Raw genomic sequence first — 16,711 nt, forward strand, 5'->3', positions numbered from 1 at the left:
TCCGGGAATGAAATCATCGCTTAATAAGGGCCTATTATGAAATTGACTTCATTTCATTGTTCTGAAAATATTCAGATGATGGTGATTCATACACTGTAAACGTTGTGAGTATTTTCTCAACAAGCATGAAAATCATCAATATAGCATCGCATCTATTTTTTTAATTAAGTAGAATGGACACCTCGATTATTAAAGGATGAAATGGATGAATCGAATTAATTTTATATTAGTTTTGCTGACAGTAACCTTATCAAACCATTCAGCCGCGGCAGAGGATGTAGTCACGCAAGTGGTACCAATTATGCGTGTTACACCTGAGTTACCCAAAGGCATGAACGCCAATAACATTGAAGAAGGTTTCGTCACCATCAAGTTTGAAATCACCGAAAAAGGTGCGGTTGAAAACCCTTATGTCATTGAATCAAAACCAGCAAAACTTTATGACAGGGTTGCGCTTGCTGCTATTTTGAAGTTTAAATTCAAACCACATACAGTGAATGGCAAACCAGTCAGAATTTTTGCCACCCAAACTATTGAATTTGAAGGTAAAAATGATCGCCAATTTGATGCTGGTTATGACCTTGAAAAGTATTCAGGAGATGAAATCAGTATTAGCTTGAATCGATTTAAAAAAAACCGTGATTATAAAAGCACCATGATAGTGACTGAGAAAGCATCTGGTCAGACAATCAAAAAAATAATCATGCCTGATTCGGATGTGGATTGGGGATTAATGGCAGGCTCACCATCCAGCCCCTATGTATTTTATTACCACAGCACCTCAAAGAAAAAAGCCAAAGTAAAAATTTACAACAGAATAGGTTTGGAGTTGCTGCATGACGTTGATGTACCACACGTATCACAAACTAAGTCAGGCCCTGGATATGACATATTTTTTACCCATAAAAATGACAACCAATTAATGGCTTTGGTTGGAAAAAAACAACCCAAATTCATCACCATCGATGGACCGAGTGGAAAATTAACACAATACGATACAAAGCTTGAAAAGAATAGCTTGGCACTTTCATCACAAGATGGTCAATACATTTGGGCCCGAAAAGTTTCAACTGTAAAAGGTAAATTCATTAAAACAACTATGAAAATCATCGACACAGATGATTTCAGTGTGATCAAAGAAATTCCAGTCAGAACCAAAATCAAAGACATTCATTATTTGGATGGCATTTTGGAAATCACTTATGCATATGAATCAAACGACCCAACATTTCGACGGATGTTTTTGCGCCTCAGTGACCTGGAATACATTGGCGATTTTAAAACCACAAAGCATTCTGGGTTTGCTCATGACATCGGTGAGAACAAAGCTTGGGTCGTTATGGGAGTTGCTGAGGATGGTGAACATTTGAAGGTGGCCAAACTTGAAAAAGGGATTTTTACGCTTCTGACTGAAAACGAATACAAAGTAGGTGATTATAATTTAGTGGAGGTGGATCGCACGACAGGTGATGAAAGTTTGATCGTTCATGCCGATAAAAAGTTTGTTGAGTTTAATATATTCAAACCTGAAAACCGCATTGAGTTGGCTGTTCCATTTAACGTCGCCGGGGCATATGCCAACGCTGATTTGAGTAAATTCTATTTAACTGAAAAGCATGGCTCCGCACTGGCGTTGGCTGACATGACTGAACGAAAAATAATCGCCACTGAAAAATCCAGGTTTGGCGGTTTGAAATTTGGACAGCAGCACCCAAATGTTTTGAAAAATAAAACAATCAAAGTCCCAGAAAGTTATGACACGTCTTATGCTGGAAAGAGTTTTAAAGACACTGATAACATCATATTTCTTAATAATGGCAGTGAACGTGTCTTTGTGTTGAGGATTAATACCAGTTATGTCACCAGTTTTGATGCCAAAGATTTAAGCGATGAACAACTCATCAATACGGGACGAAACGCCTTCCAGTTGGCACAGAAAAACCACGATCCCAATAACCCAATATTAGTTATCGGCACCAATCAAATTACCTTTATAGATTCTCACACGGGTGAACTGATTTCACACTATGAATACGATGGAGTCGATCGAATCACACATTATGATGAATTGGTTTTTTGGCAAGACAGAAAACAGCAAAGAATTTCACTTGAAAAGTTAATGAATGATGGAAAAAAGTAACTTCAATGAACTAAAGGAGTCACCGCACAAAGCATTTTTTCTTACTCAATTAAATTATGTGTTTTTATTTGGCTACATCGCATTGGCTTTTATATTACTGTTTACTTTTCATGAATTCAGCAGTTATTTGCTTGGTAGAACCCTGGGCAAAATCCTAGGCGCAGCCATACTAAGCATCATTGTGGGTTATCTGCTTTGGCTGTTTTCAATGAAGAACGACCGAGTTGGCGAGTGGGGCTTTAACTTGATGGTCTTATATATATCTTTCAGTCTGCTGACATCCTACTACAAAGCTTACCAAATTAACCAAGCAGCTGAAGAGATGCAACAAGCGGTAACTGATTTTGATGAAACCATCAAAAATGAGCGCCTGTCTTTCGATGATGCCGGTGTTGCTTATGAACGATTCTCTGAAAATCTATTCTCTGGTATTTCTAAACAACTAGAAAATGCAGAGGGCATTGATAAGGAAGTGTTGTTAATTGAACAAGACTACCTCAAAGAAATCATGCAAGTCACTGATAATTGGTACATCAATCTGGAACAATTTATGGTCAAAGATGTTTTAGATCCATCCATGCTTAAAGCCGACCCTGTGGTTTATGAAAATAGGCTAAAAATCATTCAAAACACAATCGATACCAGTCTTGAGTACAAAGCGCTGATGGTACAAATGGAAGCAGAGATTAATCAGCGATTGAGACCACTGGACTTGCCTCCAAAAGTTCATAAACAAATAGTAGAAAACTTCATATATTCCCCAGATTACACATTGGACCAACTAGTGGAGACAGTTGATGGTTTTATTTCATACCTTGATCAATGCCGCAAAGTGCTGAATATACTGAACAACAACAAGGACAAATGGTTTATGGATGGAATTAACTTTTACAGTGAAGACGATGACTTCATTATGAATTACGACTACGCCATAGAAAGCCTGTGGCAGAAAGAAATCAAGTCACAAGAATTATTCGCAGAACTTTACCAATGATAAAGGTTGCTCACATACTGGCACCTGTTATGTTGCTCATCAGCATGAATCTGAATGCTGAACGCACTTACACCGATGAAGAGAAAGCTGCTTTCTTAAAAATCTGGAACACGGGTAAATCAATTGCTTTGATTGGAGTGGATGATAAATTGCGTGAAGAAGTCAAAGAAATACTGGCTCACCAAACCCCTGATCAGATTGAAAATAATGCCTATATCTATTTGATGGGCCTAGCGACTGGTTCAAAAACCCCGTATGAAACAGGTCTCGATGAATACCAAAGCATGCTGGAATACAAAAATGCTGAGCCCTTTGGCGACCAGCGAGAACCCAGGCCAGGTGAACTACATGTGCCAGACATTGAGTTGACCTGTCAGCATGGTTACGAACATTGTTACCGACAGTTCAAGGCAGGAGAGCAAATAGGCCATAACGATCAAGACAGCGCCTACCTGAATACATACCTTGAGCTGATCCAATACCAGCACTACCAACAAGTTCCACAATTTCTTGCAGAAAACACCTCAATGCAACTGAGGTATGTGGCTTTCCTACAAAAATATTTTCATCAGGCAGTCATTCAACAAGCCTTCAATGATAAGGGGCAATTAATCGATCAGCTATTGATAGAACACCAAACTTTAAAAAGTTGGCTGGTAACCTCAAAAAATGCAATGCCAAAATTATTTACGCTTCAAATGTTCAATAGGAGCATAGACATACTGAGTTTTTTGATACAAAAAAGGAAGATCGATGCAACAACTGTAAAAGCCGTAGTGACACCCTTCACTGAACAACAAATGTCATTGAAGCCGACTTTAATGGCTCAGAGAGCCAGAAATTATCGAATGCTGATGGCCTACAACGATCGCCTCTATGGTCAATCAGCTGAGAATGACCCAATATTAAGTGTAATAAATTCAGCAGCTATAATCGCAATCTCAAAGCCCAATTTAAGCCTCAACAATGATTACACATATATAGTTAAGCCGCTGTTGGCTCTGGATGAACTCGATGCCCAAGCATTTAAAAACCAACACCAGCAATTTGATTTTAAAGTCCCAGATGACAAAATCCGCAACACAGCCAGTGGTATCCACCAGCTGTTCATAGACGGTCATTCAGGAACCTACCTCAAGCTGAAAACCGCTTTTTTTGAACTTAACATGAAGATTCAACTGCTGCAGGCCATAACAGAACAAGGCACAGCCGAAAAAGTCATTGAAAAAGCCCAACAAGGATACACACCATACTTAAACCATTTCGATCAAAGCGCACCTTTTATCAAGGATGGTAAGCTTTGTTATGATGGTTTATCTGAAAATAACGACCGGTTCAGGTGCCTGAATATCATCGGTTCGAATTGAAAATATAAACCAAGAAATGATACCCAGAATGCTTGATGAATTGAGGGAAGGGCAGTGAGTTGCTTTGGTTCAGAATCTCATTCAGTGTTCAACCACACTGCTTAATCAAGTTATTGGCTTTGCTTCTTAATTTGGGATAGAGGTATTTGTCTGATGACGAGAACAGTCGGATGATTTCATCACCCGTTAGGTTTTCATCGAATTGCTTCACTTGGCAAGCACACTTGGTTTCAGTGGCTACCTGATCTGACTGCTGCTCTTGGCCACCGGTGATACACATATCCTTGTAATTGACCAGAAATTTAGTTTTCACCCACAGCAAAATTGAATATAGAGTTTGCCATTCACTGTTATTTAGTCATTTTTTACTTTTGTATGAGTTTCAGTTCATTAAAGCTTCTGCATAAAAAGCAGAACACTGGGTGTCAGTTGGCTCATCACAGCTGGGAATTGTGTTAAAGGGATCAGGGGACATTATCAAGTTGAAGTAATAGCTTTTTTCGGGATCTAAAACACAATACAGGGGATCGCCAAGATCAGAAGGTCGAGTTGAGAAGAATACATTACTATTATTGTTAACTGGTATGACACACGTTGCTGACTCAGTGAAATCTCCAGGACATTGACTGATTGATATGGTGGCTTCATCTATGAGATTTTCGGACGTAGGCGCGTCGTTGAAAACAATTCGTCTTCTTGTGTCTGCATCGGAAAATGAAAATTCAGCCAATGAAAGGTATTCATTGGTGCTGACCGGAGCTAAGAATCGGCTGTTAGTTGACTCCCCAAAACCAAAACCATCATTAAAGAATTGATATGAGCCATTCACGGGAATAAGCCCCATTGGACGCTCCACACCGAAACAATCGAGTGCAGCTTCATTGAATCCATTGAGGAAAATCAACTTATCATCTAAATCAAACACTTGTGCAGCACCTGAGGCGGGGCCGTTGGTGTTGGCCACAGTGGCACCAACCACAACTTTTTCCGAGCTCAGGCCAATGCTTTGACCAAATCTGTCACCATGACCACTATTGACGTCTCGAACCAGTGCAATTTGTTGCCAGCTCGTTCCTGTTTTTTTAAAGACATAGGCTGCCCCATATTCAATTAAATCATCTTCAAATCTGGGTGCGCCAATCAATGCCAAGTCATCTTTTAAATCAATATTAACACCGAATGCATTAAAACTTGAACCAACCAAGCGGTTAAGCCTTTGTGTTTGTTGCCATTCATTATCAATCAACTCATAAACATACACAGCACCACCCGAATTATCATGTAATGTCGAACTTATCATGGCTGTATCACCTGAGAGGCTGACAGCACGCCCAAAATAATCTGCGCCTGGGAATAGGTCATAGGTGATTTTTTCAGTTTCTGTCCATGTTTTACCATCATAATCAAACACATAAGCGGCACCATTAAAAGTGTCGTTGTAGTAGGCGCCAATAATTGCCCGATCATTGTCTAGGTCCAGTGATAAACCAAACAAATCACTGGGTTCAATATCAGTAGATATTATTTTTTGTTGTTCGGTCCAACTGTCATTTTCAAGTTCGAAAACATAAGCTGCACCGGTGCTGTTTAGGCTTGTAGCACCAATCAGTATACGATCACCTTGGAGTTTAATGCTAATACCAAAGTATTCATCTTGAACTTGTATGTTTGGGCTGAATTTTTGTTCTAAAATCCAGTTCATTCCATCATAAACATAGACATAAACAGCACCTGCGTTGACTTCCGTTTCATCCATACCATACGCACCAACAGCAAGTCGATCACCATCGAGGCTGATAGCCCCTGCAAAAAAATCATCATCTTGACTGTCATTCTGGGTGATTTCTGCGGTTTGTGTCCAATTACTACCATCAAATTCAAAAATGTAGACAGCACCTGTAGAAATTTTATTCTGTGTACTCAGTGCACCGACAGCAATTCGATTATTCGAAATAGATACTGCTCTACCAATTAAGTTACTCTCAACCGAGTTATCTGAAGGTTCAGGTCTTAAGTTAGTATCGAATGAGATACTGCTTGAGCTTTTAATTTCGGTTGGGCTGAGTTGTGCTTGTTGGGCGAAGCCGTTGAACGTTAAGACTATGCATAGTGATATTATCAGTTTTTTGATTGTTATTTTCATAATATAGATCCGTCTAGTTTTTTACTTATACAGGCATTTTATAACAATGTGTTGACTCATATTATAAAAAACCTAAAAATCACAAATATCAGAATAAAATTAAGACTTTGAGTATTTTTATCCAGGCTGAGCCAAGTCCACTTTCTTGTTGCTCACTATGAATTAATATGAAGTTCAACCACACTGCTTAATCAGAGTGTTGGCTTTGTTTCTTAATTTGGGGTAGAGGTATTTGTCTGATGATGAGAACAGGCGGATGATTTCATCACCCGTTAGGTTTTCATCAAACTGTTTCACTTGGCAAGCACACTTTGTTTCAATCGTTGCTTGATCTAACTGCTGTTCTTGACCACCAGTGACACACATATCCTTGTAACTGACCAGAAACTTAGCTTTCACCCGCTTTGCTGCATCGCTATTGGCGGCAGTGGTTGTGGCCAATGACGATGAAGCCAATGACAACAACAAAATGAACGATAAAGCTATTTTCATTGATTTAACTGATGTGAAGTGAACCAACCATTATAGAACCCATTCCCCCGCACCCAGTAATTAAGTGAATTAATTGCACTGATGCAGCCATAAGCCATTGAAATTTTGTAAAAAAGCGAATAACAACAACCGAAGTGACAATTTTCAGCAACAAAAAAACAATCACCACAAAGCCAGGCAGTGCGGGTTTTAATCTCTTTAGCGGATTTCAACAAAGCTTTGTTAGATTTTTAGTGCAAAAAAAAGATCAGCGGCTTTTATTTCGTTGATCTTTGAATGATTGATTAAAGTCATCACCCTGGAACAATCAACGTCTACAACCTAATTGATCTGACCCCATCGATTTTGATGATTTATTTAATAGGCATATTCTTTAAACTGGCTGTGGTTACTTGGTCATTGGAGCTGATTTCAAAGAATATGTTCTGATGCTCACAAAGCCTGTTGACCAAAGACAGGCCAATCCCAAAACCCGAGCTGTCGGCACCTTTGATCAGAGGTTCTTTGACATGCGGTTGAAGCGCGGGATCAATGCCTTTGCCGGTGTCAGTGATGGTCAGCTCACTGCCCTGAAATCGGATGGTGACGTTTCCTTCCTGGCTGTGTTGAAAGGCATTACCAACCAAGTTGGATAATAAAATGACCAGTTCAGCCTCCTGCATCAGGAGTTGGGCCTCTGCAGTGACATCAATAACCACATCAACCGCTTTATCCTGCAGGTGTGTTGACTGTTGTAGAACCACTTTTTCAACCACCGGTAATAATTTAATGGCAGCAACAGGCTGCTGGGTTTTCTCTCTGGCCAACGACAACAAGGTCACCACAGTTTGTTCCATCTGAACGCAAGCAAAATCAATCTGACGGAGTGTTTCCAGTTGTTGCTTGTTCAGTTGTCCGGCTTGTTGCAACAGTAACTCAACTGAGCTTTTGACCACCGCTATGGGGGTTCTGAGTTCATGACTGACGTCGCGGGTAAAGTGCTGTTCTCTGCTGATGAAAAAGGTGACCCGTGTGATCAACTGTTGAATGGCTTTAGCCAATTGTCTGACTTCATTCTCGGGTTGGTTGGATGGAAAGTCTTCAGGCAATTTATTGGGTTTCAACAAGGCCACGGAATCAGCCAGTTGACTCATCGGCTTGGCGGTTCTCATCGCCAGCCTGAAGGCAAAGTATACGGCCAGTAACGTGACCAATGCAGCGATGATGATCAATGCCGTTATGATAAAGCGAGTGTGCGATCGCACCATCAACATGTCACTGACTTCTGAGATTAAAAAAGGCCCTTTGTGCTGATTGAAGCGGTGGATGTGAAAATAACGACCATTGGCGCCTTTGAGCTCAACCCGCTGTGGTTCTTCCGCCAGGATTCGGTTGATCTCATCAGGGAAATCAGTGCTGGTGGCATAAAAAGTCATGTAAGAAAATCTGGGCTTTGGCCACACCCCATGCTCGGCGTGGTGTTGTGCCAAATAGTCTGCTTCGGCTTGGAGGTGTAAATTAAAATACTCATCTTCAATCGAATAAGCAATCGTAAAATTAACGGCGCTGAACAACAAAGCACTGAACACCGCGAATCCAATGAAGTTTCGGATGATGATGTTTTTTAGGCTGGTTGTTTGATTGGTGCTGACCATGATTCAATCTGCTGCCTGCAGTGAGAAGCCGATGCCGTGGTGTGTTTTGATCATGGCGTGTTCAAAGGGTTTGTCCACCACTGTACGCAACTGGTAAATGTGGCTGCGTATGGCATCTGATTCCGTGGGCTCGTCACCCCACAGTTTTTGGCTGATTTCAGAGCGGGTCACTTCGCGGGGATAAGCCTCAGCCATTAATGCCAACAGCTTGAACCCCATGGCATGCAATTCAAGCAAAGTACCACCGCGATGAGCGGTTTGTTGTTGTAAGTCCACTGACAAATCACCGATGGTGATCACGCTGCTTTTGTTGAAGCCGTTGCGCTTAGCCAGGGCCAGACAACGCAGGTGCAGCTCTTTGAGTTCAAAAGGTTTGGTCAGGTAATCATCGGCGCCATTTTCAAATCCCTGAATCTTGTCATCCAGTGTGTCTCGGGCGGTTAACATGATGATCGGAATGTGTCTTTTGGATTTTTGGCGTATCACTGAACACACCATCAGGCCATCCAAACCCGGTAACATCACATCTAGAATAATCACATCATAATAGTTTTCTAAAGCCAGGTTTAAACCTTGTGTGCCAGTGTAGGCGAAATCCGTGAGGTAACCCAGCTGTTCAAAATAGCGACTGATGTTATGGGCTATTTCTCTTTGGTCTTCAATCACTAATACGGATAAATTGTGTTCAGCTTGCATCAGTTATGGTTGTCTCGGCTTATGATTATGGTCAACAGCACAGGACTGTATTGGCTCAATTGACCTGATTATAACCTCATGCACACTGAGGCACAGCCAAGCAGAGCCAGATAATTACTTTCTGACGTAAGTACCTGGTATCAGGAAATTTTCAGTGTCAGCAGCCATCTTACATCCTGTGTTTCGTTCGCTCAGTTCACACCCGAAAATGTGAAATGAATGTGAAATCCACTTAACAAGGGTTTCACAGATGGCGTCATAAAGTCGTTATTTTCAATCCAGGAACAGACAAATGACATGCACTTGTAGAAAGAATAAAAGTTTATCGATATGGCTTGCTGCCTTGTGGGTGGTGATAATTAGCCCCAGTTTTCAGGCCGCAGCCGAACCTGCTAAAGCTCAGTTGGATCCAAATAAGCCAAAAGTTCTGATGGTACTCAGTGGCTACGGTGAAAACCAAGGCGAAACCCAACCCGGTTTTGAGTTTGATGAACTGTCTAAAGCCTATTTGACCTTCCGCGATAACGGCGTCGCTGTGGACATCGCCAGTCCTCAGGGTGGGGCTGTTGAGGCCGATCAATACGACGCCAAAAAAGACTACAACCAAACCTTCATGGCAGATCAAAAAGCCATGAATCAGCTGGCTGATACCTTGGCATTGAAAGAGGTCAACAGCCAAGAATATGCAGCGGTGTTTGTAGTCGGCGGTAAAGGTGCCATGTTTGACCTGCCTTATGATACAAATCTTCAACAAATCATCGCTTCGGTTTATCAGTCAGGTGGCAGCGTCGGCGCCGTGTGCCATGGACCAGCAGCCTTGGTCGATGTGCAGTTGGATGATGGCAGTTACTTGGTCGCCGGTAAAAAAGTCAATGGCTTCACCAATGAAGAAGAAAAAACCTTTGGCAAAAAGTGGGTTAAACACTTTGATTTTCTGCTGGAAGATAAACTCAAAGAGCGAAAGGCACAGTTTCAAAGCAGTCCGATGATGCTGAGCCATGTGGCCATTGACCAACGATTGGTGACCGGACAAAACCCAGCCTCAACAGTCGACACCGCTCAGGCCATGTTGGTTTCGATGGGCATCACACCAAATGGCGGTAACCAATACAGTGATGATTTGACCCTGAAACTGGTCGCTGAGATTCTAAAGGGCAATGAACAAGCCATCAAAACATACCGCGATAACACCGACAGTTATCAGCCCATGATAATGGGGATGTACGGTTACATGTATTTCACAGCAGCAGCATCGGATGTCGAGTACCAACAGGCTCTAACCTTGATGCAATTGGCACAAAAAGACATGAACCACCCGAAACTTGACCTACAAATCGCCAAAGCACACCTCAAACTACAACAAACAGCTGAGGCTAAAAGTTTGTTGACAGATCTGGTGGCCAACAACCCAGATTTAACCGAAGCCCAAACCTTGATGGAACAACTATAATCACTCAGGGCTCAAGTAAATATGATGCTTAAACAATCACAGTCAAAAAAAAAGCAGAGGAAAGTGAATGATGACGTTAAAAACACTTAAAAAAACCGCTTTCTTGCTGCTGACTGTGGTTGTGGTGATGGTTTTACTGGCGGTGTATTTTTACCTCATGCCGCTGAAAACGCCTGCGGTAAAAGCCGTTGACAATGACCTGTTCATTCTTAACATCCATGTGGTGGATGTTGAGAATGAACGCATCAGGATGAACCAAAACGTCGTCATTACGGCTGGCCTCATTGAACACATTGATGCTGCATTGCGGCCGCAAGACTTCCGTGCACATCAGTTAATTGATGGCAGCGAGAAATACTTGATGCCCGGCCTGTGGGACATGCACACCCACAGTTTGAAAATATCATCCTACATACACCATCCCCTGTTTATTCGCTATGGGGTGACATCCGTGCGCGACATGTCTGGCTGTTTAGATCAAGATGATTCATATTGGGCCTGTCCGGATGACCGAAGAAGGTGGTCACAGCAGGCTGCAGCCGGGCAGGGCGTGTCTCCCGCGTATCACCGCCAAAGCAGCTACCAAACCAACGGCGGTAACGAAGTGCCCGCCGGTTTTACTGAATACTTCCACTTAAAAACCAGCGATGACGCTGAGAAAATGGTGGATTTTTATGCCCAGCAAGGTGTCGATTTCATCAAAACCTACAGCGAATTAAGCACCGAACAATTCAGCTGGCTGGCTAAGGCTTCGGCTGAAAAAGGCATGCAACTGGCCGGACACAAACCACTCAAAGTAAGCTTAAAACAAGCGCTGGACAGCGACATGACCAGCCTAGAACATGGCCGCTTGTTTGCTTTTGAGTGTTATCAGGACATCGCAGCTTTCCGAAACCTGGAAGACCCCATATCAGCCTATAACGCCGATAAAATCAGAGACATCATCAATCACCAAGACCCACAAAAATGTGCACAACTGATGCAAACCATGGCTAACAGTCCAACCGCCTGGGTACCAACCCTGACCACCCTGAAAATGAGTGCCCAATCCAGCGGCATTGATCTTGAGAATCAGGCCCACCTTAAATACATCCCCACATTAGTAAAAACCCTGATCTGGCAACCGGATTTACACAGAGCCAGCAACGGTTTGGATAAACAAGGCAGATTTGTGCACCAGGATTACTATGAACTGATCGAAACCCACATCAAACAAGCCCGCACCAACAACATCAAAATCCTGGTCGGCACCGACAACATCGATACCCTGGTCTACAGCGGCCTCAGCGTCCATCAAGAGCTACAGAATTTGGTCGATGCTGGCATGCCCACCGCCAAAGCACTGAAAGCCGCCACCTTGTGGCCCGCCCAATTCAGTGACGTCGATGCCATCACCGGCAGCGCAGAGGCGGGTAAGCGAGCCGATTTAGTCATCTTGAATGACAACCCCCTAGAAAACATCAAAAACACCCAAACCATCGAAGCCGTGCTGTTCAATGGCCACCTCTATGACCACCAGGCCCTGATGGCCCTGGATCATTACACCACCGAAATGGCCAGCTCCATCCACCTCAACACCAAACTATTGGTACAGATGCTGATGAGCCCATTGATGCGGGTGCAACTCGCAGATTAACTGCTTTTAATTATCGACCTCACAGCTCTGCTGCAAAAATCAACGACTCTGACCCTGTTAATTATTTAATTGAATTAACCACAACAATACAGCCAAAACCCCAAGATTTACCCAATTCCATTCAGTTACAACTGTAGAAGTGACAATTTTCAGCAAATAAACCCTGCCTATTAAGATTTAACCACCATTCAGCAAAAATTCAGATATTTTGCACCATACTGTCATTTTCATTAATCCAAAGAATCAATTATGAAGTTATTACTGTGTGTTGTATTTCTGGGAATCATTAGTGGTGACCTCATGGCAAATGAAATGAGGTTCAATGACAATGGCAAGCTTATTCCGCCTGATCAAGCCTATTTAGAGCAAGCGATGAAAGACGAAACCGATGGCTACCCCAACGATGCCATGCGCATGTTCATCAAAGCAGCTGAACTGGGAAACCCCTACGCCCAAGCGGCCATCGCTTATAAACACCTGAAGAAAGAAGAAATGGTGAAAGCACTTGCCTGGTTTCAACTGGTGGATTTGAATATGATTGATAATGGCGAGGGTATTGAAGACTTAATCACCTCACTTGAAAACAACCTAACAGCCGAAGAGAAAAAAAACGCAACCAACCTTCTGGCAGAACTGATCGAGAACTACGGTAAAGCAGCCGCTCTTGAGAATCGAGAAAAATGGCGAAATAACATCCGAGTCGGAGGTTCACGGATTAAGGGGCACATCCCAAGCACGGTAAAAATATACTCTGGAGGACGCATCACCATTGGAAAAAGCGGACTGCCAGAGATTTTTGTCTCGCCTGACTACGTGCCAGGCGATTTCGTAAGAACACAATTACATCAATTCACCTACGAATATGAATTCAGATTCACCAACGGTCGCGTCAAACTCAACGACATAGAAGTCATCGAATCCGAAAACTAAAAGCAGCACAAAAGCGAGCAGCAAGCAGGATGCGCTCAACCCACCTCAGAGCCACCTCAGGTCATCCCGGACCCCGATCCGGGATTGGGGCCGAACAAAACGGCAGGAAATGTAAATCAATTCTGCACAACCTCACTTGGTAGGGTGGACTCTGCCCACCATAGAACCTAGCCAGGTAGGATGGGCTCTGCCCATCAAGAGATTCTTATCAAGCTGAAATAGCTTAACCCTTAAGAATTGCCGCTAAAGGCCGACATCCATTTTGCATAACAAACACAGTAGGATGGGCTTTGCCCACCATTGACTCAAGCCAGGTAGTATGGGCTCTGCCCATCACAAGCTCTACCCAGCCGAACCCAAACTTCTTTTCTAGAAAGATTATATAGCGTGCTACACAAAAAAATAAAATGGCTCATATGGAAGAATATGCAATAAAACGTGGTAATAAATAGTATATTACAGTATAAATAATATGTGTTGTATTTTACATCGGGGGAAAATATGAAGTTTATTTTACACATAGTGATTATATTAATATTGGTGTCATGTACTAAAAACCAAAGAAATCCTTACAGTCCAGAAGATTTATATACCGAGACGATAATTCTTAGTCAAAGTGATTTTGATGCTTATATTAAAGAGTTTTTAGATTATAAAGAAACCATTGGAAGCCAGAAAAGTGGAAGTCAGACCAGTGGAGGAAAAGCCAGTGAAGAAGTAACCAAAAATAGCCAAAATGATGATATAAAAAACCAACGTAATTCATTTATTAGTCGTGTGATGTCAACTTCAGATATTTACTGTAATGAACACCATGAAAATATCATTCAGAACTATAACTTGATGAATCTTGGATTTGGTGTTTTTGCTGACCTGACTGCCATTTTATCAACAATAACAGATAAAGCTGCAGCTAAGACTAATTTTGCTGCTGCATCTGCATTTGCTTCCGGCACACAAGCTCAAATAAATAATAAAATATATTTGCAAACACTCGCGCACAGCATAGTTGAAGCTTCAAATAAAGCCAGAAGTGCAATCAAGGCTAAAATTAAGCTAAAAATGGATGAATATTATGATAAGTATTCAAGTTGGGAAGCTATCATTGATTTAAATGAATATCATAATAGTTGTAGTTTTTATTTTGGGATTATGGAGATACAAAAAGCAATAATTGAAAAACCTGAGAGTTTTGCAGAAACCAAAGAGAGATTAAAAAATCTTCAAACTTTATATGAAGAAATAGAAAAAAGTATATTAAGTACAGAATCTAAAGAAATGCTAAAAAGTAAGGCGAAAACAGTTTTTGAAAACAGGAAATAAATAATTTTTCATTATGAATAAGTGGGGGTTATATACCTTTTATATGATTAGGAAAGGTTCTCAAGGATAACACTTAAACCTTAAATTTCTATAAACAAATTAATTGTATTAGCATGGTAGGATGGGCTCTGCCCATCACATACCTATGACTCCCATCAAAATAAACACCTCTGACCTCCACTGAATAAAAGAAAGGATACAGTGCCTTATAATATTGAGTAACTTAGAATGAAGGCGATTGAATAATGCCTGGAGGCTTTATAGTGAAATTATTAATACTTTTGTTGTTGTTATTAAACGTTATAGATTGTTTGGGTGCAGGGTCGGTGTGGCGCTGTAGTGAGGTTTTCACAGATAATAAAATAAACAAACTACTGAACAAAGAAATTATACCAGTTGAGTTGGATCATCAGTTTGATTTGTCTGCAACAAATATGCAGTTAAAAACTTTTTTCAATAATGAGAATAATATTTCATTGCATGTTTTGCGGTGGAATAATTTTGATAGTCCGTTAATTAGGGTCTATGCACTTCGAGAAAACAATGAATTGAAGTTCATTAACTCAAAAAGTGAAATTCATGCTCAGCAAAACGACCGAGTAGAGGACATGGATTGTTCTACCGAGACAATTTACGATAAAAATACCTTCAAAAACCAGTTCATAGCATACGACCTAAAATCAAGTTATGACTTTTCACCGACTGAAACTTATTGCATAGAGTCAAAGGAACTGTTTTTATTTGATTTAATCAATCATAAAACCATAAAGACCACTTCGCCAGATTATTTAGTTTATTACAGTGACCAATGGAACGTAAAAGAAGTGAAAGACGATCTATGTGCCGAGTACAAAAATGGATTGATTGAACACAAAGAAATATTAAATCTCATCAACAATAAAAATAAGTCAGACTGATCGCATAGAAATCATAATGATGAAGTTCCCTCAATCGTCTATCACAATAAAATGGAGTTTTCATCTAGCCACATTGTTCAATATCAAACTCTACGACACATTGACCCAAAATGAATAAAGCGAAACCAACACTGATAATAACGGCAATCTTGGCATCTTTTCCAGCTTTGGCCAGTGACCCTACTGGACTAATTATTTTTCTATTTTGTTGGCCTCTGATTATTGCATCTGTAATTGCTCTCATTCTGTCTATTTACAACAACAATGCAGGCAAGAGCTTGTCATTAATTCTGATCGCAGCTCATGTTCTATTAAATATCTTTTTTCAATTCAACATCTACTCATCAGGTGAGATAGGTGTTTATTTTTCCTCATCTGTGGTTTTGATTATTATCAGCTTAATAATCTCTTTAAACAAAAGTACTGAAGAACAAGAAAAATAAAAAATTGATTTTGATCTACCCAAGTAGGATGGGCGCTGCCCATCACAGAGAAATACCTCCACTAAAAAACAACGGCTCTGAACCTGCCATAGTTTGACGGATACATTTATTAGTAGACAATAGTCTACCAGGAGTATCCAAATGACAAGAAAAAGAAAACCATATAAAACCTTCACCAAGGAGTTCAAACTTGAAGCCATTCGGATGATGGATGAATCAGAACGTCCATCATCGGAAATAGCCACACAGCTAGGAATCAGACGTAATCAGCTATACAAGTGGAAAGAACAGTTGATGGCTAAAGGTGACAAAGCCTTCTCAGGCAAAAAAGGAAGGCCACTTAAAGAAAACCAGAGTGAAGCTTCCAAGTTACGTGAAGAAAATAAACGCCTTCGTGAGGAAGTTAAAATCTTAAAAAAGGCCGCCGTGTACTTTGCCAAAGAGCTCAAGTGAAGTACACATTCATCCGAGCTGAAAGTAAAAATTACAGCATAAAAACCCTGTGCAAAGTCATGGGAGTTTCAACCAGTGGTTTTTATGACTGGT

The 16,711-nt window shown here is 41.1% G+C and carries 15 protein-coding genes; 10 read left to right on the forward strand and 5 right to left on the reverse strand.

All coding sequences use genetic code 11. The annotated features are described in order from the left end of the window. The first annotated feature begins 205 nt into the window (after positions 1 to 205). From QNI24_RS14655 to QNI24_RS14665, 3 genes are read left to right on the forward strand one after another with little or no spacing between them, the layout of a single operon-like run. Positions 206 to 2,140: an energy transducer TonB family protein gene (locus tag QNI24_RS14655; RefSeq protein WP_267177178.1), complete on the forward strand. Its 1,935-nt coding sequence runs from the start codon at positions 206 to 208 to the stop codon at positions 2,138 to 2,140. Then, positions 2,127 to 3,134 carry a hypothetical protein gene (locus QNI24_RS14660; protein ID WP_283708756.1) on the forward strand — a complete coding sequence of 336 codons (1,008 nt, stop codon included), beginning with the start codon at positions 2,127 to 2,129 and terminating at the stop codon, positions 3,132 to 3,134. The genes QNI24_RS14655 and QNI24_RS14660 overlap by 14 nt, the downstream gene beginning before the upstream one ends. Positions 3,135 to 3,178: 44 nt before the next feature. Next, the gene (locus QNI24_RS14665) at positions 3,179 to 4,501 is read left to right on the forward strand and encodes a hypothetical protein (RefSeq protein WP_267177176.1); all 1,323 of its coding nucleotides are present in this window, start codon (positions 3,179 to 3,181) and stop codon (positions 4,499 to 4,501) included. A gap of 88 nt (positions 4,502 to 4,589) precedes the next feature. Here QNI24_RS14665 and QNI24_RS14670 read toward each other — a convergent pair whose 3' ends face one another. The 5 genes from QNI24_RS14670 to QNI24_RS14690 all read right to left on the reverse strand — a co-directional run bounded on the left by QNI24_RS14670 (position 4,590) and on the right by QNI24_RS14690 (position 9,466). Next, entirely contained in the window at positions 4,590 to 4,814 is a 225-nt protein-coding gene (locus QNI24_RS14670) for a hypothetical protein (protein ID WP_267177175.1), read from the reverse strand. A 69-nt stretch (positions 4,815 to 4,883) separates the two neighbouring features. Next, positions 4,884 to 6,644, reverse strand: coding sequence for a hypothetical protein (locus QNI24_RS14675; protein ID WP_267177174.1), 1,761 nt, complete (start codon positions 6,642 to 6,644; stop codon positions 4,884 to 4,886). A gap of 174 nt (positions 6,645 to 6,818) precedes the next feature. Then, positions 6,819 to 7,136, reverse strand: a complete 318-nt coding sequence (locus QNI24_RS14680; RefSeq protein ID WP_267177173.1) for a hypothetical protein — start codon at positions 7,134 to 7,136, stop codon at positions 6,819 to 6,821. Positions 7,137 to 7,489: 353 nt separating this feature from the next. Further along, a complete protein-coding gene (locus QNI24_RS14685) occupies positions 7,490 to 8,770 on the reverse strand; it encodes a sensor histidine kinase (RefSeq protein ID WP_267177172.1) in 1,281 nt (426 codons plus the stop codon). Between the two features lie 3 nt (positions 8,771 to 8,773). Further along, a complete protein-coding gene (locus QNI24_RS14690; RefSeq protein ID WP_267177171.1) occupies positions 8,774 to 9,466 on the reverse strand; it encodes a response regulator transcription factor in 693 nt (230 codons plus the stop codon). A gap of 292 nt (positions 9,467 to 9,758) precedes the next feature. Between QNI24_RS14690 and QNI24_RS14695 the strand changes: the two genes are divergently transcribed. From QNI24_RS14695 to QNI24_RS14725, 7 genes are all read left to right on the forward strand, one after another. Beyond that, positions 9,759 to 10,916 (forward strand): DJ-1/PfpI family protein, encoded by a 1,158-nt coding sequence (locus QNI24_RS14695; protein WP_267177170.1) that lies wholly within the window; start codon positions 9,759 to 9,761, stop codon positions 10,914 to 10,916. A 70-nt stretch (positions 10,917 to 10,986) separates the two neighbouring features. Next, entirely contained in the window at positions 10,987 to 12,552 is a 1,566-nt protein-coding gene (locus tag QNI24_RS14700; RefSeq protein WP_283708757.1) for an amidohydrolase family protein, read from the forward strand. 300 nt (positions 12,553 to 12,852) lie between these two features. Continuing rightward, positions 12,853 to 13,482: a hypothetical protein gene (locus QNI24_RS14705; RefSeq protein ID WP_267177168.1), complete on the forward strand. Its 630-nt coding sequence runs from the start codon at positions 12,853 to 12,855 to the stop codon at positions 13,480 to 13,482. A gap of 501 nt (positions 13,483 to 13,983) precedes the next feature. Beyond that, positions 13,984 to 14,805 (forward strand): hypothetical protein, encoded by an 822-nt coding sequence (locus QNI24_RS14710; RefSeq protein ID WP_267177167.1) that lies wholly within the window; start codon positions 13,984 to 13,986, stop codon positions 14,803 to 14,805. Positions 14,806 to 15,068: 263 nt separating this feature from the next. Beyond that, positions 15,069 to 15,722 carry a hypothetical protein gene (locus tag QNI24_RS14715; protein ID WP_267177166.1) on the forward strand — a complete coding sequence of 218 codons (654 nt, stop codon included), beginning with the start codon at positions 15,069 to 15,071 and terminating at the stop codon, positions 15,720 to 15,722. Positions 15,723 to 15,832: 110 nt separating this feature from the next. After that, positions 15,833 to 16,165 (forward strand): hypothetical protein, encoded by a 333-nt coding sequence (locus tag QNI24_RS14720; protein WP_267177165.1) that lies wholly within the window; start codon positions 15,833 to 15,835, stop codon positions 16,163 to 16,165. A 141-nt stretch (positions 16,166 to 16,306) separates the two neighbouring features. Then, positions 16,307 to 16,618: a transposase gene (locus tag QNI24_RS14725; RefSeq protein ID WP_267177686.1), complete on the forward strand. Its 312-nt coding sequence runs from the start codon at positions 16,307 to 16,309 to the stop codon at positions 16,616 to 16,618. The last annotated feature ends 93 nt before the right edge of the window (positions 16,619 to 16,711 follow it).

Source organism: Marinicella marina, assembly GCF_030065545.1.
In the GTDB taxonomy this organism is placed as follows: domain Bacteria; phylum Pseudomonadota; class Gammaproteobacteria; order Xanthomonadales; family Marinicellaceae; genus Marinicella; species Marinicella marina.